We start from the raw sequence: 16523 nt of genomic DNA on the forward strand, positions 1-16523 counted from the left end.
GGGCACGATATGGGGGGCGGGCAAAGGCTGTATATTGCTTTGTCGCGATCACTTTATCGCATTTTTGCATCGGTCGCGTAGAGGGAGCATGGTAAATGCAAAAAAGGGCTGCCGGTAAGGCAACCCTTTTGCAATGCAGCATTTTATCGGTTTTCAAGGGCTTAATCTTCAAACGGAGTGCCATCCATGTTGCCGATCAGCACTTCGCGTTTGCCCACATGGTTGGCTGCCGATACCAGCCCGTTTTCTTCCATTTGTTCAATAATTCGGGCGGCACGGTTATAACCGATCGACAGTTTGCGCTGAACAAAGCTGGTGGATGCCTTTTTCTCGCGCAGGACAATGCCGACGGCCTGATTGTAAAGGTCGTCATCCGCACTGTTACCACCACCTGAACCGGCATTACCGCCGCCTGCCATATAGGCTGCAACCGGGTCTTCTTCCGGTTCTTCGGTGACTTCATCAAGATAGGACGGGTCGCCCTGGTCGCGCAGGTGTTTTACAATGCTTTCAACTTCTTCGTCCGATACAAACGGGCCGTGTACACGTTGCAACCGCCCCCCCTGGCCCATAAACAGCATGTCCCCTTGCCCCAGAAGCTGTTCTGCACCCATTTCACCCAGAATGGTGCGGGAATCGATTTTCGAGGTGACAGAATAGGAAATGCGGGTTGGGAAGTTGGCCTTGATCGTACCGGTAATCACGTCGACCGACGGGCGCTGGGTTGCCATGATCAAATGGATACCGGCGGCACGCGCCATCTGTGCCAGGCGCTGGATCGATGCTTCCACATCCTTGCCGGCCACCAGCATCAAATCGGCCATTTCGTCGACAATAACCACGATAAAGGGCAGGGCTTCCATCGGCAGTTGCTGGTCTTCAAAAATCGGTTTGCCGGTTTCGGGATCAAATCCGGTTTGCACCCGACGGGTCAGTTCTTCGCCCTTGGCAGCGGCTTCCTTGATGCGTTTGTTATATCCGGCAATGTTACGCACCCCGACCTGACTCATGGCGCGGTAACGGTCTTCCATTTCACGCACCGCCCATTTTAGGGAGACGACGGCTTTGTGCGGGTCGGTCACTACCGGGGTCAACAAATGCGGAATGCCATCGTAAATCGACAGTTCCAGCATTTTCGGATCAATCATGATGAAACGGCATTCTTCGGGCGTGTGTTTATATAGCAGGCTTAGGATCATGGCGTTCACACCCACCGATTTACCGGACCCTGTGGTCCCGGCAATCAGCAAATGTGGCATTTTTGACAGATCGGCAATGACCGGCGATCCACCAATATCCTTGCCAAGGCTCAGGTTTAGTTTGCCGGTATTCTTTTCAAAATCGTTCGAAGCCAGGATTTCATGCAAATGCACGGTTTCACGTGTGGAATTTGGCAGTTCGATGCCGATAACATTGCGCCCCGGCACCACCGCAACACGGGCGGCTATCGCACTCATGGAACGGGCAATGTCGTCGGCAAGGCCAATCACGCGCGATGATTTAACCCCGGCCGCTGGTTCCAGTTCGTATAATGTCACTACCGGGCCGGGGCGCACCTGTACGATTTCGCCTTTGACGCCAAAATCCTGCAACACGGTTTCCAGCAGACGGGCATTTTGCGCCAGCGCCCCCTGATCAATCTGGGCGTAGTCTTCCTCGCTGGGTTCATGAAGCAGGCCAAGCGGCGGGAAGCTGTATTCTCCGGCACCCAGATCAAAGGAGGACTGGCGCTGGGCTGATGCCTTGGTGCTGGGTTGGACCTTGGCCGCCGGCGGGGCCACAATATGAACCGGGGGTTCATTGTCGATATCGTCATAATCATCGGCATCATCGCTGGCCGACAGAGTGTTGCGTTCAACTGCCGCCGCCACCCGTTTTTCCGACCGTTCCATCGATGGTTCCTGACGGGGGCGGGCATTGCGGTCGCCCTTGCGTTCACCTGGTGCAATTTCGGCAACTTCGTCCGCGCTGTTGCCTGGAATGGCACGGCCCACACCGTAAATAACTGTGCCGCCAATACGCGACAATACATGGCCGACGGCCCGCCATTCGGATAATTGATAGGCCATGCAAAACAGGGTCAGGCCCATACCGACAACCATGCTGAACAGGCCGATAATTACCGGCCCGGCAGGGATGCCGGCCAGGGTTAACAACATGCCTAGGCGACCAAGCAACAAATCACCGGCAAAGCCGCCATAACCAACGGTTAAGGGCCATGTCATGCCACGTGGCACAGCCGATGCCGCCGTTGCCATTAACAACAAGGCCAGCGGCAATACCAGAAATCGCAGCCACATCCAGCTAAACGGGCGCATCGCAATCAGGCGCAGGCCCCAGCCAACAATAAGGGCGGTTAACAATGCAGCCCCCAAACCAAGGGTGCGCAACATCATATCGGCGAAATAGGCGCCAAAAATGCCCAGCGGATTATAGATATAGGCGTGGTCGCTGGCGTGGTTAAACGACGGATCACCGGGGTGAAATCCGATCAGCATGATAAACAGGGCAATCCCCGCCGCTGTCAGCGCCAGTCCACACAGCTGGATGCCCCCGCGTTTAAGGAAGCTGACCAGTGCACTGGGTAGAAAGGCAGTGCCGCGTTCAAGAAGGTTTGTCTGACTGCTCATGCCGATTTCCGTTGTTAGTCCTGTTACGTACTGTCTGAAACGTGACCGGGTTAGCGTGATAGGGCGGCGTTAATCCGGCTTAGCCCGTCGCGGGTTGTGGCAAGATCATGCACCAAAGCAATACGAATGAAACGTGCGCCCGGGTTATCGCCCGTTGGACCGTTGATCGAAAGGTAACGTCCGGGAATGACTTTAACCCCTTCTTCCGCCCATATTTTTTTTGTGGCTGCTTCGTCGTCACCCACATCAAGCCATATAAAGAACCCGCCCGCGGGGCGATAAAAGCCAAAACGGTTGCCGAAAATTTCGGCGGCGATATCAATTTTGGCGCGGTACAGGTCGCGGTTGGCTTCTGCGTGGGCATCGTCATTCCACAGGGCGGTGGATGCCGCCATGATCGGCATGGGAATGGTTGCCGAACAATAGCTGCGCAGGCGGTTAAACTGTTTGACGATTTTGGCATCGCCCGCGACAAAACCGGACCGCAAGCCCGGCGCACTGGAGCGCTTGGACAGGCTGTGAAACACCAGCACATTGTCCATATTGCCATTTTGGGCGGCACAAATTTCAAGGGCGCCGGTTGGGGCATCGCGGTCGTAAATGTCGGCGTAGCATTCATCCATCGCCAAAACAAAATCGTGTTTGCGCGCCAGGGCAATAATGCGTTCAAGATAGTCGCGCGAGGCAACAGCCCCTTGCGGATTGGCGGGCGAACACAGGAAAAACAGGCGGCAAGCCGATAACGTTTCGACATCGATTTGATCAAGGTCGGGCAAAAAACCGGTTTCCGGCGTGGCGGCCAGCGGCACCATTTCGGCATCGTTAAGCACGGCGGCGCCGCAATAGACCTGATAAAACGGGTTGGGCAACAGGACCTTGGGTTTGGGGCCGGGTTGGTCCTGTGGGATAACGCAGGTAGCGATCAGATAAAGGGCTTCGCGCGTACCGGCAACCGGAATGATGTGGTTGTCACGGTGGATCATGTCTTCTGACAGGTCATAGCGGCGATCAAGCCATCCCTTGATGGCGGCGCGCAGTTCCGGCGTGCCTTGCCCCGGCGGGTATTTGTGCCACAAATGGGCATTGGCGATCATGGCTTCGGTGATCATGGCCGGGGGTTCATGCTGGGGTTCGCCAATGGACATCACCAGCGGGTCCTTGCCCGGTGCAATACCGTCCAGCAGGGCGGCAAGCCGCGGAAAAGGATAATCGGGCAAAGTGTCCAGGCGCTGGTTGAGCATGTTGTGTGACGTTCCGTTTCTAAAAGACCCCAATTGGCAAACTGGCGGGTTAGCTTGCCTGTGTGTGATTGATTGGCGCGGATGGCCCAATTTGCAGGATGATTTGCAATCAGGATCTTACGCAATCAGAGCGCACACATAGTTTACCCCTAATGGAAAAGTACAAAGAAAGATTTAAAGGACAGTGTCCTTAAACGCAAAAAGCCCGGAAACGTGCGGTTTCCGAGCTTTTTGAATTGTTATATTTTTGGCCTAGCTTGCCTTTACATCATCCTCGGGATAGGCGGTGATTTTATGGATCGACAGATCGGCACCATAATATTCTGCTTCGGAATCAAGGCGGATACCGATTGTGTTTTTCAAAACGCCATAAACCACGAATCCGGCAATCGCGGCATAGGCCGCGCCGCTGATCGAACCGACAAGCTGCGCACCAAACGATACCCCGCCAACGCCGCCAAGTGCCGACAGGCCAAAAACACCGCAGGCTATGCCGCCCATTAAACCGCACATGCCATGTAAGGGCCAAACGCCCAAAACATCATCAATTTTCCATTTTGCCTGGCATTTTTCAAACGCCCAGACAAACAGAAAACCGGCCAGCCCGCCGGTGATCAGCGCGCCGATGGGATGCATGACATCGGACCCGGCACATACCGCGACCAGCCCGGCCAGTGCACCGTTATGGACAAAGCCGGGATCGTTACGCCCGGCGATCAGTGCGGTTAAAATGCCGCCAACCATCGCCATGAGCGAATTAACCGCAACCAGCCCGGTAATGCCGCTAACCGATTGTGCAGACATAACATTAAAGCCAAACCACCCCACACATAATACCCACGACCCCAGGGCGAGAAAAGGGATGTTGGACGGTGGAATACCCACCAGTCCGCCGGTTTTGGTATAGCGGCCTTTGCGAACGCCCAAGTGAATGACCGCACCAAGGGCGATCCAGCCACCAACGGCATGAACCACAATTGACCCGGCAAAATCATGAAATGGTGCGCCGAAAATGTTGGTAATAGCATTCTGAATGCCAAAATTACCGTTCCAGACAACGCCTTCAAACAGCGGGTAAAACACACCGACCAGAACGGCGGTGGCAATCAACTGTGGCCAGAATTTGGCCCGTTCGGCAATGCCACCCGAAATAATGGCCGGGATGGCGGCGGCAAATGTCAGCAAAAAGAAGAATTTAACCAGATCAAAGCCACTGCTGGCAAAGGCATGTTGGCCGTTTACAAGTTCGGCCCCACGTAACACATTGGCATTGCTGAAAAAAGTTACACCGTAGGCCACAGCATAACCGATGAAAAAATAGGCAATGGTTGAGACGGCAAAATCAACGATGATTTTAACCAGGGCATTAACCTGGTTCTTTTTTCGAACGGTTCCGACTTCGAGAAAGGCGAAACCGGCGTGCATGGCAAGAACCATAATGGCCCCCATCAGCACAAAAAATACGTCCGAGGCAGTTTGAAAAGCCTCCATGAGACGACCTCTGTTTTTGTTTGTAACGTTTCCTCTTGGTGGGCGGCCCAGATCAATATCTGTGCCAACACCATTGTTTGCCTGGAAAATTCGTTAAAAAACAGAAGGTTGACGGCGTTCATGTGCTTAATGGCAATGTCTGGTGTGCTTTTGCTGTTTTGCGGGTATGCCTGCCAAGTGACCAAATGGTTGCTTAAAAAGGCAGCACAAAAAGAAAAGACCCGCCACAAGGGCGGGTCAGTTGGTCTGACAGGTAGGATGCGTTAGCATCCGTCAGGAAATTGTTGTGCAGGGCATCTTAGAAGCGCTGCGAACCTTTACCGAATTCCGGATAGGCTTCGAGGCCCAGTTCTGCAGCATCGGTACCCAATGCTTCGTCTTCTTCCGACAGGCGGAGGCCGACGGTAAATTTAAGAACCAGCCAGACAATGGCCGAGGTTACCAGGGTGAAGGCGCCGATGGCGACTACGCCGGTCAGCTGGACACCGAAGGAAACGTCGGCATTGGTGATCGGAACAGCCAGGGTGCCCCAGATACCGCAAACAAGGTGAACAGACACAGCACCGACAACGTCGTCGATTTTGCATTTGTCAACCAGCGGAACGGCGATGACAACCAGGATGCCGCCAATGGCACCGATGATGATCGCTGCACCGATGGACGGGGTGTCCGGACCGGCAGTGATCGACACGAGGCCAGCCAAAGCACCGTTAAGGGCCATGGTCAGGTCGACTTTTTTGTAGAGGATCTGGGTCAGGATCATGGCTGCGATCACGCCACCAGCAGCTGCCATCGAGGTGTTGGCATAGATGTTGGCAATGGCAATAACGTCGCCAGCCGTGCTCATGGCAAGCTGCGAGCCGCCATTGAAGCCGAACCAGCCGAGCCACAGGATCATGGTGCCGATGGTGGCCAGGGTCAGGTTGGAGCCCGGCATCGGGTGAACCGAACCGTCTGCACCGAACTTGCCTTTACGTGCGCCAAGGATGATGGCACCGGTAAGGGCTGCCCAGCCGCCGACAGAGTGAACAAGGGTTGAACCGGCGAAGTCATAGAAGCCCATTTCGGCCAGCCAGCCGCCGCCCCACTGCCATGAACCCGTGATCGGATAAAGGACCGAGGTCAGGACAACCGTGAAGATCATGAAAGGCCACAGTTTGATGCGCTCGGCAACGGTGCCTGAAACAACAGAAGCAGCAGTTGCCACAAACACCATCTGGAAGAACCAGTCAGAGGTGGATGCATAACCGGCAGAATAATCGCCAGCAAGGGCTGCGGCGTCATCTGCGCCCCAGATGCCAAAGCTGCCAATCCAGCCGCCATCAACACCGGCATACATCAGGTTGTAGCCGACGAGGTAATACATGATGCCCGCTGCCGCAAACAGGGCAACGTTTTTAAGCAGAATGGTGGCAACGTTTTTGGAGCGAACCAGGCCAGCTTCGAGCATGGCGAAACCGGCAGCCATCCACATCACGAGCGCGCCGTGGATCAGAAAGCTGAAGGTGTTGAAAATGTAACCGGTTTCTGCCGAAACCCCGGAAGCGGCGGCTGCATCCTGTGCAGAGGCCGGTTCGATCATCGCCAGTGTGGCTGCCCCAATTAGCCCGGCAAGGCCGGTATTCTTCATCGAGATTTTCATAATGTCTCCCCTTGTCTCCGGGCTTACAGGGCGTCGTCGCCGGTTTCGCCGGTGCGGATACGAACCGCATGGCTTACGTCGAGAACGAAAATCTTACCGTCCCCGATTTTACCGGTCTGAGCCGTTTTCGTGATGGCTTCGACAACCTGATCGACCAGATTATCCGTGATCGCGACTTCCAGCTTTACCTTCGGCAGGAAGCTGACCATGTATTCGGCGCCACGATAAATTTCGGTCTGACCCTTTTGACGGCCAAAACCTTTGACTTCGGTGACCGTCAGACCCTGAACACCAAGCGCGCTTAACGCTTCGCGAACTTCATCAAGTTTGAACGGTTTGATAACAGCAGTAACCAATTTCATAATATGCGACCTCCCGGCACATCCGTTGACCACCAGTGTGGCAATCACGATTTCGCAGTCACAGGAGGTAAACCAAGAATCGTGCCAGATTCGAAATTCATCGAATAAAGCATTGATTTATTTTGGTTTATTGAATTTATGGTGGGGTGCTTCGGGGAAATGGAATCACCACGGGCGCGTATAATTTGTGCAAAGAAAACGCAGCGTGATTAAAACTGCATCAAAAATGGGCATAAATGTGTCAGGTGATTTTTATCATTGATTGCATGAACTTAGACTCGCCCTATTCGTACATATAGATAGCGATAAGGCTGGCGGAAGCGGTTTTGACAGCCTATGTTGCGTCTGATTTTAGCCGCCCGGGGGTTTGGGCTCCGGGAAAATGCAGGCATTGGTGGGCTTGTGGTAACATCAGGCTCTGATCTGCCACCGGGATTGTACGAGGATTATGCAGCGATCATGTTTTGGGCATGTGCTGTATGAATGATCATAAAGATCGCATCGTATGCAGGTGGAATACAGGCAGATGCCGCGTGGTAACCGGGCAATGACAGGATCAATAAAGATGACGACGAATGATGTCCTTCATTTTGATGTGATTATTCTGGGTGGTGGCCTGGCAGGGGCCAGTATGGCAATGGCTTTGGCGCATGGTGGTTTGCGCAGTGTTGTTATTGACCGGGAAGATCCGCAAATATTGCTGGGGGCCAACCATGATGGTCGTACCTGTGCCATTGCTGCGGCATCGCGTGCGGTGCTCGATGTTACCGGTGTATGGCAATATATGAAAGCCGATGCCGAGCCGATTTCGGATATTCGCATTGCCGATGGTAAAAGCCCGCTTTACCTGCATTACGATCATCGTGATGTGGGAACGGAAGCACTGGGTTATATTGTTGAAAACCGGGTCACGCGCCAGGCGCTGTACCGGGCAATGAATGAAAATGATCTTGTGACGCTGATGGCACCCGCATCGGTCACGGAAATTACCCGCGATAGTGCCAGTATGGTTTTAACCCTGGACAATGGCTGCGTTGTACATGCGCCGTTGGCGATTGGTGCCGAAGGCCGGGGGTCGCCGTTGCGCAAATGGGCTGGCATTAAAACCTATCAGTGGCAGTACAATCAAAGTGCGATTGTCTGTACAGTAAAGCATGAACGCCCACATGAAGGTGTTGCGGTTGAGCATTTTTTGCCCGCAGGCCCGTTTGCCATTTTGCCAATGACTGAAAACCGGTCATCCATTGTGTGGACCGAAAGCACAGCAATCGCCAATTATCTGGTCGGGCAAAGTGATGAAGTCTTTCTGGATGAACTCCATCAGCGTTTTGACGGATATCTGGGTGATCTTGAAGTGATTGGACCGCGGTTTTGTTATCCGCTGGGGTTGCAACATGCCTATCATTATAGTGATGCCCGTTTGGCCCTGATTGGCGATGCCGCGCACGGAATGCACCCGATTGCGGGGCAAGGGCTGAATATGGGGATTCGCGATGTGGCGGCTTTGGCCGAAATCCTGATCAATGCCCGGCGGTTGGGGCGCGATATTGGCATGCAGGATGTGTTGGCAGAATACGAGCAATGGCGCCGTTTTGATAATACGGTGATGCTTGGGGTTACCGATGCGACCAATCGGCTATTTTCGAATGATATTGCCCCGGTTCGGCTGGCGCGGGATGCAGGACTGGCCGTTGTGCAAAAAATTCCGGCGTTGAAACGTACCTTTATGTCTCATGCAATGGGATATGCGGGGACATTGCCGCTGCTGATGCAGGGCAAGCCGATTTAAGGCGCCTGAAATTCCATTTTTCGACTTGGGACAGAAGCCCCGCGTTGTGTGATGTGGGGCTTTGGCTTTGTGGCCTGCGAAATCTCGGGGGCAGGATGACTGACCATTGGTCGGTGGTGTTGGGTGTGGGATTGTGCGCGTGGCCAATGGTTGGGTTTTCGTCGATCCCTTAAAACTTAAAACTTTTCAAAACTATGATGGCTCCAATGATCCCGCAAAGGATGGAATCCGGTGTTTGCAGTTTTGCGAGTGTGCGGTCAGGAGATGGATTCTTGGGAAATAAATGAACCGTGGTCATGCGATTCGCGGTTAAATTGCACGTTCGATCGTCTGAAATTTTAGCCGTGAGACTTTTTTAACAGTCTTTTTTCGAGAACGTGGCAAATTTGCCACTGCAAAAAGTGGCGGAAAACCTTAACTACACGACAACAGTTGAAAATCGTTCTAAAAGACACATGATTTCATGTGGTTTTCTTGATGTGGGTCAAGCTTTTTGCGTCCCAATTGCACGATGCTCCGCCTCGATCAATTCTTTGACGTAGGGGAGTCCATATTATGCGACTGATCAATACTCTTAAAGCTGCCGGTGCAGCTGCTATTCTGGTTGCGGCTGCTGCTGCTTCGATCGCTCCGGCTTCGGCTGACGATATGGGCTTTAAAGGCAAGTCCGCTGGCGACATTCTGGTCCGTGGCCGTATCGTCGGCGTTGTTCCTGACGAAGATATCAAAAGTGATTCGCTTGGCGGTGAAGGCAACGTTGATAACGACGTTATCCCGGAACTCGATTTTTCCTATTTCATTACCGACAATATCGCACTCGAGCTGATCGCTGGTACGTCTAAACATGACGTAAGCTGGAACACTGGTGCTTCGGATCTTGATCTGGGTAGTGTTCGTCTGCTGCCGCCGACCCTGACCCTGCAGTATCACTTCCTTAGCAAAGAACGTTTCAGCCCGTATATCGGCGCTGGTGTCAACTACACGTTCTTCTATGACTCCAAGCCGGGTCAGTTCCAGGAAGTTAAATATGACAATGGTTTTGGTTATGCATTCCAGGCCGGTTTTGACTATGCAATCTCTGGTCCGTGGTCTTTGAACGTTGACGTCAAGAAGATCTTCCTGAACACCGACGTTTCGGTCAACACTGGTGCCGGCACTGTTAAAGCTGATGCGGACCTTGATCCGTGGCTGTTCGGTATCGGTATCGGTTACCGCTTCTAATTGTTCTTTCGGGGACAGATGCAAAAAAGACCGTCGCAGTCCTCTGCGGCGGTCTTTTTGTTTGTGGCTCGCTGAAATCGCGAATGCGCAAGTTTACACTCAGGCGACTGCATTTCATGTGGTCGCAGTCGCAAGGGATCGGCGAGCGGTCAGGCTGGTTTGCGTGGCTCGCGAGACAGGCCGCGCTCTTTCAGCGCCTGTTCATAAGCCTGCCAGAGCTTGTCCTGGTTTTCGTGCAATTCGCGCAGGTAGTGCCAACTGTAAATGCCGCTGTCATGCAGGTCATCAAACGTGATTTTTATCGCATATTGGCCAACAGGCTCGATATTAATAATCCCGACATGCTTTCTGCCGGAAATAATCCGTTTTTCAGATGGGTGATGTCCCTGTACTTCGGCAGATGGGCTTTCCACGCGCAAAAGCTCCGCACTCAGGCGGGTGTTCTGGTCACCGTCCCAGATAATTTCCAGTAGACGGTCATCTTTGAGATAATTTATCTCGACCGGGATGTGATTTGGCGTGAAAGCATTGCCGGTCATGATTGCAAGCCTGTCAGTCTTCGATGACGCGCGCTTCGTCGGGCAGCATGATGGGAATGCCATCACGGATCGGATAGGCAAGACCGGCCTTGCGGCTGATCAGTTCGCGGTTTTCGCGGTCATATTCCAGTGTATCCTTGGTTACCGGACATACCAGAATTTCCAGAAGTTTCGGATCAACCGGGCTGTGATTTGCGGTCGTCATGTTAAGTTTGCCTTGTCTTTGCAAAATGCATTCACACACCAGAGGTTATGAAGCATCCATTCGCGTCTGTTTTGTCCCAGAGATAAACCCTAGTTGCTGGCGGCCTTGTTTGTTTGCGGGTGACATGCCATTTCCAGCAAGGTTGTCAGCATGTCGCCACGATCATACAGACTTGGACATTCCAGCAAAGCCTGTTTTTCCAGCGGATCAAGCTGGCAGCCCATTGCGATGGCGGTGACCAGCATTTCATCGTCGGTATCGCTGATGGTATCCCAGCACGACCGCAGGGAATGGTGGGCAAAATAGGCGTCCAGCGCACGGCGCAAACGTGATCGGTTCAGGGGCTGGTCCATCGACTGGATGTTATAATCCATATCACCGCGCCAGCGTGAATAATCACATCGGACGGACCGGTATCCCCCTTTGGACAACGGTAATTCTTCTGCGATATCAAACCGGCATACGCCGGTAAGGGTGACCAGAAAACGCCCGTCATCTGTTTCGCTAAAAGCAGAAATACGGCCCACACACCCGGTGCCAAACATTTCGGCAGTCGATGTATCGGTATTGTCGTTGCCTTTCGAAGGCGTGTCGGAATGGCGCGGTTGCACCATTCCGATCATGCGGTCGCGGCCCAGGGCATCCATGGTCATGTTCAGATAACGCGGCTCGAAAATATTAAGGGGTAAATGACCGCGGGGCAGTAACAGCGCGCCGCTAAGCGGAAACACCGGTAGCGTTGCCGGAAGTTCTGAAAAATCTGGATCAAATGGGCCGCAAATATTCATGCAAACAATACCGTTGAAAGGGCGCGGCGACCAGCAACACTTGCCGGATCCATTGGGCCCCATGCCTCGAAAAACTTGATCAATTGGGTGCGCGCACCATCATCATTCCAATCGCGGTCCTGGCGAATGATCGCAATCATGGTTTGCACAGCTTCTTCACGTTTGTTGGCCGCAAACAGGGCCATGCCCAGGTCAAATTGTGCCTGGATATCATTCGGGCTGGCCTCGGCATTTGCGCGTGCAACATCGAGGTCTGCGTTGTGAAACCCTGCTTCGGCCAGTTCAAGTGCACTGATGGCGGCCGCGACCGGGGTTTTAAGCCGGGTTTTATCGTCCATGTCATCAACAAATCCGCGGGCGTGCTCGGTTTCGCCCATGGCGACCATGCAGCGCAAAACACCGCCCAGTGCTGTGTCATTGTCTGGTTCGCGTTCCAGAACATTGCCATACAGGCCATAGGCGGTTGTCGCATCCTCGTCCGCGAGGGCAGCATGAGCCTTTTCCAGCAGCATCTCGATCGGGCTTTCGATCGGGCCGCCGGCAATACGTTCAAAAAAGGCACGGACTTCACTTTCGGGCTGTGCACCCTGAAAGCCGTCAACCGGGCGGCCATCCTTAAAGGCATAAACCGTTGGCACCGACTGGATGCGTAATTGCATGGCAAGGTCCTGGTTTTTATCGATATCGATTTTAACCAGCTTCACCCGCCCGCCCGCTTCACGCGTGACTTTTTCGATAATTGGCGTTAGCGTTTTGCAAGGTCCGCACCAAGGTGCCCAAAAATCAACAACAACGGGACCTTCCATTGACGGTTCGATCACATCCTGCACAAAGGTTTCGATGCCGGAATCCTTGATCAGGTCAGAATTTGCCCCGGACTGTGCCGACGGGGCTGGGGCATTGGGATCAAGAATAATAGACATGATAAGGTTACTCGCTGTTGGTCGTATTTTAAATGAGGGTCCTTATCCACAAGGACAAGGGGCAGTGATTTAGATTACGTTTTTGCAATGTTTGGCAGCGGGATCGGTAACCCCAGCAATCTGGGATATTCAATCGCGAATGCAACTGTTTTTCAGTCGCTTTCGGCAATTTCTTCTTCAAAATTCAACATTTTGGGATCATATCCCAGTGAAGTGACGAATTTTAACAAATCTGCCGGTGCAATGGATGTTGTGCGGTCATTTCGCAACGGATGAAAATTCAGAACATTGTCTGGATCGCGAAAAAAGGCACTGTCAAAGGCCACATTAACGATTTTGGCATCATCGTTGATTAGGGAAAATGGCGTTACAGAGCCGGGCATAACGCCAAGCGTTTCAAGCAAAAGATCGGAATTTCCAAAGGATAGCCGGTTGCAGCCAAGTTTTTTATGCAGGTGGTTTATTCGGATCGGTTGGTTTTCTTCGGCAACGACCAGCCATAGCGCACCTTTTTTGTCTTTTAAAAACAGGTTTTTGCTGTGCATTCCCGGAAGGTCGCCGCGCAGGGCCTGTGATTCTTCGACTGTAAAAAGGGGGGCGTGTTCGAATGTGTTAAATTCGATTCCCAATTTGTTCAGACAGTCAAATAATCGAGTGGATGCATCGTCCATATTATTTCCGCTATGGTTGGGCTGTTGAAAAATAATTGCCATAACAATAGCACAAAAATTACGCCAGATAGATAGTCACGCGCAAAAAACCAATAAAAACTGTTGGAAAACAGCCATTTTTTATGATGTGACATTTTCATCAAAAAAGGTGTTGCAATCACTCGTTCTTGGGCTATTATCCGCGCCGCTCCCCAAGGGGAACACAAACAGACTGATGAATGCGGGCGTAGCTCAGGGGTAGAGCATAACCTTGCCAAGGTTAGGGTCGAGAGTTCGAATCTCTTCGCCCGCTCCATCAGGTCGTTTGGGAATACCGCTTTCATTATGATGCGGGCGTAGCTCAGGGGTAGAGCATAACCTTGCCAAGGTTAGGGTCGAGAGTTCGAATCTCTTCGCCCGCTCCATAATGAAAGTATCTCAAGGCCGTCCTTCGGGGCGGCCTTTTGTTTTGTTCTCGCCAATCCGGTCTGCCGGTAGATGTTCCTCTTGATGGCGTCGCGTCAGACATTGGGTTGCAGGTGTTTATCCGGTCTGCAATGGGCCGGTTCATGATCTGGCATTTTTATATTCGCGTTAATGCTATTAAATTCCTTTCTGGTATTGTGATCCCTGATTTCGGGCTTGGTTTATGGGCAAATTCAAACGTGCGCGGATATCGGATAAATGCTTTTTCTTATCCGATTGTATATTGTGTTCAGTAAATTTGTGATAATTTCCGTTTTGAACAGGATGTATCAGGGCAGATTCTGGATATTGGGCCGCTAACCGGGGATAGATGTCATTTCCAGCCGTCATTTTTTATTTGCGCGCACGGTGCCCGCTATGTTGCTGGTGCTGCTTGTCGGGGTTTCAGGTTTTTTTCTGGTATACTGGGCTACCAGCGAGACTGATCGGGTGGCAACAGCACGTCAGCTTTATCTGCTTGATCAGGCGCAGGCGGAAACCTTGCGGGTTATCCCCTATGAGCAGGAAAGCACGACTGTTTGGGATGATGCGGTCCGGGCTGCACTTGGATGGGATAGCAGCTGGCTAGATGCCAATCTGGGATCGTGGATGCATGACTATTTCGGGTTTGATGAACTTTACGTTCTTGATCCCCGCGACGTGCCTGTTCTTGCCTTTCTGTCACGTACCGGTTTGCAGGCACATGTAAGCCCGGAATTTGGTGACGTTTTATATCCGCTGGTTAACAAATTACGTGCACGTTTGCGGGCCGGTGATGGTCCCAACGCCGCCAAACTGCAAACACCCGGTGAAACCGCACTTAAATTGGTGGGGGGGCATCCTGCAATTGTCAGCGTTAAACCGATTGTCAGTGACACCGGTAAAATTCGGCAAATACCCGGCAATGAATTTTTACACGTTGCTGTACGGTATATTGACGGGCCGGAATACCTGGCGGAACTGGAACGCAAATACCTGTTTGATCACTTACGGTTTTCCACCGTTCAGGATGCAGTAGGTAATGAACGCGTTTATCCGATGGTTACAAACGATAATCAAACGATAGGCTATTATATCTGGCAGCCATATCGCCCGGGATCAACGGTAATGGCTTATATTTCGCCCATGCTGGTGCTGGTGTTTGGCGGGCTGGTTGCGGGGGTATTTGTCTTTATGTCGCTTATGCACCGCCGTGAGACCAGTCAGGATGCCGTTGAAGCCAGAATGCACTATATGGTGATGCATGATGCCCTGACCGGCCTGCCGAACCGGGTGCATTTTAACCAGCGCGTTGATCTGGAACTGTCCCGCCTGGCCCCAGGTGGGGCTGGTATTGCCTTGCTGTTTCTCGATATTAACGGGTTTAAGCAGGTAAACGATTCGTTTGGGCATCCCCTGGGCGACAAGTTGCTTTATGAATTCGGGCAGCGCCTGCTTTCCCTGTCGCGCGAGCGCGATGCCGCGGGACGACTGGGAGGCGATGAATTTACCCTGATGTTAACCGGTATTCGCCAGCGCGAGGATATTGAACGGTTTTGTCGCCGATTGATTGAACTGGCACGGATGCCTTTTAATATTGAAGGACATCAGATTTTTGTCGGGCTTAGTGTGGGGTATGCCTTTGCTCCGGAACATGGCCAGGACCGCAACGAATTGATGCGCAAGGCCGATGTGGCGCTGTATCACGCCAAAATGAACGGGCGTAACGATTTTACCGGTTTTAATCTTGAGATGGACGTGCTGTTGCGCAATCGCCGCCGGGTTGAAAGCGATCTGCGCGAAGCCATGGTTTCGTTCGACCAGTTCAAGGTCCATTATCAGCCGGTTTACGATGTTAAACAAAACAGCCTGATCGGCTTTGAGGCCTTGCTGCGCTGGCAGCATCCGGCGCGGGGCTGGGTCTCGCCGGAGTTTTTCATTCCCGTCGCCGAAGAGGCGGGGCTGATACGTGATTTGGGGCAGTTTGTTTTGCGAAAATCCTGCGAGGCGGCCTTGCAATGGCCGGGTCATACTGTGTCGGTGAATGTGTCGATCATTGAATTGCAGGATGCGGATTATGCGAAAAATCTTTCGGCAATGCTGGCGTTAACCGGTCTGTCACCTGCCCGGCTGGAGCTGGAAGTGACCGAAACGGCCGTGGTAACGACCGGGGCTTGCGAGGATAATCTGCAAGCCATTCGCATGATGGGTGTTCGGGTGGCACTTGACGATTTTGGAACCGGCTTTTCGTCACTGGGGCGTCTAACCCAGATTGATGTTGACCGCATCAAGATCGACAAGACCTTTATTCATGGTTTTGATCAGTCTGACTGCGACAAGGCCATGGTGCGTGCGATTGTCGAGCTTGCCCAGGCAACATCACTTTTAACAACGGCTGAAGGCGTTGAAAATATCAGACAGGTGGAGTTCCTGCGCGAAATTGGCTGTGATGCGATTCAGGGTTTTTATTTTTCCGAAGCCGTTCCCTCCGACCAGGTTTTGGCATTGATTGCAGCCGAACCGGACCGCGCTGTATTATTGGGCGATCAGAATCACTAAAATGCGATCTGTACCCGTATACCCGGGTCGGGGATACCT

At 52.6% G+C, this 16523-nt stretch carries 13 protein-coding genes and 2 tRNA genes; 5 read left to right on the forward strand and 10 right to left on the reverse strand.

Going from position 1 to position 16523, the window contains the following annotated elements:
• Positions 1–161: 161 nt before the first annotated feature.
• The 5 genes from J4E05_RS11525 to J4E05_RS11545 all read right to left on the reverse strand — a co-directional run bounded on the left by J4E05_RS11525 (position 162) and on the right by J4E05_RS11545 (position 7366).
• Positions 162–2630 (reverse strand): DNA translocase FtsK, encoded by a 2469-nt coding sequence (locus J4E05_RS11525; RefSeq protein ID WP_085589954.1) that lies wholly within the window; start codon positions 2628–2630, stop codon positions 162–164.
• Between the two features lie 50 nt (positions 2631–2680).
• The gene (locus tag J4E05_RS11530) at positions 2681–3871 is read right to left on the reverse strand and encodes an aminotransferase class I/II-fold pyridoxal phosphate-dependent enzyme (protein WP_349595619.1); all 1191 of its coding nucleotides are present in this window, start codon (positions 3869–3871) and stop codon (positions 2681–2683) included.
• A 252-nt stretch (positions 3872–4123) separates the two neighbouring features.
• Positions 4124–5362 (reverse strand): ammonium transporter, encoded by a 1239-nt coding sequence (locus tag J4E05_RS11535; protein WP_349595622.1) that lies wholly within the window; start codon positions 5360–5362, stop codon positions 4124–4126.
• A gap of 298 nt (positions 5363–5660) precedes the next feature.
• On the reverse strand, positions 5661–7004 hold the full coding sequence (gene amt, locus J4E05_RS11540) for an ammonium transporter AmtB (RefSeq protein ID WP_085589949.1): 1344 nt from the start codon (positions 7002–7004) through the stop codon (positions 5661–5663).
• A gap of 23 nt (positions 7005–7027) precedes the next feature.
• Complete coding sequence (locus J4E05_RS11545) at positions 7028–7366, reverse strand: P-II family nitrogen regulator (RefSeq protein WP_073955310.1); 339 nt, start codon at positions 7364–7366, stop codon at positions 7028–7030.
• A 565-nt stretch (positions 7367–7931) separates the two neighbouring features.
• Here J4E05_RS11545 and J4E05_RS11550 point away from each other — a divergent pair.
• Both J4E05_RS11550 and J4E05_RS11555 read left to right on the forward strand, forming a co-directional pair.
• A complete protein-coding gene (locus J4E05_RS11550) occupies positions 7932–9155 on the forward strand; it encodes a UbiH/UbiF/VisC/COQ6 family ubiquinone biosynthesis hydroxylase (RefSeq protein ID WP_349595624.1) in 1224 nt (407 codons plus the stop codon).
• A 555-nt stretch (positions 9156–9710) separates the two neighbouring features.
• Positions 9711–10376 (forward strand): OmpW/AlkL family protein, encoded by a 666-nt coding sequence (locus tag J4E05_RS11555; protein WP_349595626.1) that lies wholly within the window; start codon positions 9711–9713, stop codon positions 10374–10376.
• Positions 10377–10525: 149 nt separating this feature from the next.
• Here the strand turns inward: J4E05_RS11555 and J4E05_RS11560 are convergent, their stop codons facing one another.
• From J4E05_RS11560 to J4E05_RS11580, 5 genes are all read right to left on the reverse strand, one after another.
• Positions 10526–10915, reverse strand: coding sequence for a gamma-butyrobetaine hydroxylase family protein (locus J4E05_RS11560; protein ID WP_349595627.1), 390 nt, complete (start codon positions 10913–10915; stop codon positions 10526–10528).
• A 13-nt stretch (positions 10916–10928) separates the two neighbouring features.
• The gene (locus J4E05_RS11565; RefSeq protein WP_085589945.1) at positions 10929–11120 is read right to left on the reverse strand and encodes a Trm112 family protein; all 192 of its coding nucleotides are present in this window, start codon (positions 11118–11120) and stop codon (positions 10929–10931) included.
• An 89-nt stretch (positions 11121–11209) separates the two neighbouring features.
• Positions 11210–11908, reverse strand: coding sequence for an LON peptidase substrate-binding domain-containing protein (locus tag J4E05_RS11570; RefSeq protein ID WP_349595629.1), 699 nt, complete (start codon positions 11906–11908; stop codon positions 11210–11212).
• Complete coding sequence (trxA, locus tag J4E05_RS11575) at positions 11905–12831, reverse strand: thioredoxin (RefSeq protein WP_349595632.1); 927 nt, start codon at positions 12829–12831, stop codon at positions 11905–11907. The genes J4E05_RS11570 and trxA overlap by 4 nt, the downstream gene beginning before the upstream one ends.
• 152 nt (positions 12832–12983) lie before the next feature.
• Complete coding sequence (locus tag J4E05_RS11580; protein ID WP_349595635.1) at positions 12984–13502, reverse strand: prolyl-tRNA synthetase associated domain-containing protein; 519 nt, start codon at positions 13500–13502, stop codon at positions 12984–12986.
• A 220-nt stretch (positions 13503–13722) separates the two neighbouring features.
• Between J4E05_RS11580 and J4E05_RS11585 the strand changes: the two genes are divergently transcribed.
• The 3 genes from J4E05_RS11585 to J4E05_RS11595 all read left to right on the forward strand — a co-directional run bounded on the left by J4E05_RS11585 (position 13723) and on the right by J4E05_RS11595 (position 16484).
• Positions 13723–13797: transfer RNA gene (locus J4E05_RS11585), tRNA-Gly, on the forward strand.
• Positions 13798–13831: 34 nt separating this feature from the next.
• Positions 13832–13906 (forward strand) — tRNA-Gly (locus J4E05_RS11590).
• 418 nt (positions 13907–14324) lie between these two features.
• Positions 14325–16484 (forward strand): putative bifunctional diguanylate cyclase/phosphodiesterase, encoded by a 2160-nt coding sequence (locus tag J4E05_RS11595; RefSeq protein ID WP_349595638.1) that lies wholly within the window; start codon positions 14325–14327, stop codon positions 16482–16484.
• The last annotated feature ends 39 nt before the right edge of the window (positions 16485–16523 follow it).

This window comes from Thalassospira sp. NFXS8, from assembly GCF_040148805.1.
Classification (GTDB): Bacteria; Pseudomonadota; Alphaproteobacteria; order Rhodospirillales; family Thalassospiraceae; genus Thalassospira.

What these genes read in the sequence shown, in the direction of transcription:
- J4E05_RS11525 (WP_085589954.1), bottom strand. Translation starts at nt 2,630, where the DNA reads ATGAGCAGTCAGACAAACCTTCTTGAACGCGGCACTGCCTTTCTACCC.
- J4E05_RS11530 (WP_349595619.1), bottom strand. Translation starts at nt 3,871, where the DNA reads ATGCTCAACCAGCGCCTGGACACTTTGCCCGATTATCCTTTTCCGCGG.
- J4E05_RS11535 (WP_349595622.1), bottom strand. Translation starts at nt 5,362, where the DNA reads ATGGAGGCTTTTCAAACTGCCTCGGACGTATTTTTTGTGCTGATGGGG.
- amt (WP_085589949.1), bottom strand. Translation starts at nt 7,004, where the DNA reads ATGAAAATCTCGATGAAGAATACCGGCCTTGCCGGGCTAATTGGGGCA.
- J4E05_RS11545 (WP_073955310.1), bottom strand. Translation starts at nt 7,366, where the DNA reads ATGAAATTGGTTACTGCTGTTATCAAACCGTTCAAACTTGATGAAGTT.
- J4E05_RS11550 (WP_349595624.1), top strand. Translation starts at nt 7,932, where the DNA reads ATGACGACGAATGATGTCCTTCATTTTGATGTGATTATTCTGGGTGGT.
- J4E05_RS11555 (WP_349595626.1), top strand. Translation starts at nt 9,711, where the DNA reads ATGCGACTGATCAATACTCTTAAAGCTGCCGGTGCAGCTGCTATTCTG.
- J4E05_RS11560 (WP_349595627.1), bottom strand. Translation starts at nt 10,915, where the DNA reads ATGACCGGCAATGCTTTCACGCCAAATCACATCCCGGTCGAGATAAAT.
- J4E05_RS11565 (WP_085589945.1), bottom strand. Translation starts at nt 11,120, where the DNA reads ATGACGACCGCAAATCACAGCCCGGTTGATCCGAAACTTCTGGAAATT.
- J4E05_RS11570 (WP_349595629.1), bottom strand. Translation starts at nt 11,908, where the DNA reads ATGAATATTTGCGGCCCATTTGATCCAGATTTTTCAGAACTTCCGGCA.
- trxA (WP_349595632.1), bottom strand. Translation starts at nt 12,831, where the DNA reads ATGTCTATTATTCTTGATCCCAATGCCCCAGCCCCGTCGGCACAGTCC.
- J4E05_RS11580 (WP_349595635.1), bottom strand. Translation starts at nt 13,502, where the DNA reads ATGGACGATGCATCCACTCGATTATTTGACTGTCTGAACAAATTGGGA.
- J4E05_RS11595 (WP_349595638.1), top strand. Translation starts at nt 14,325, where the DNA reads ATGTTGCTGGTGCTGCTTGTCGGGGTTTCAGGTTTTTTTCTGGTATAC.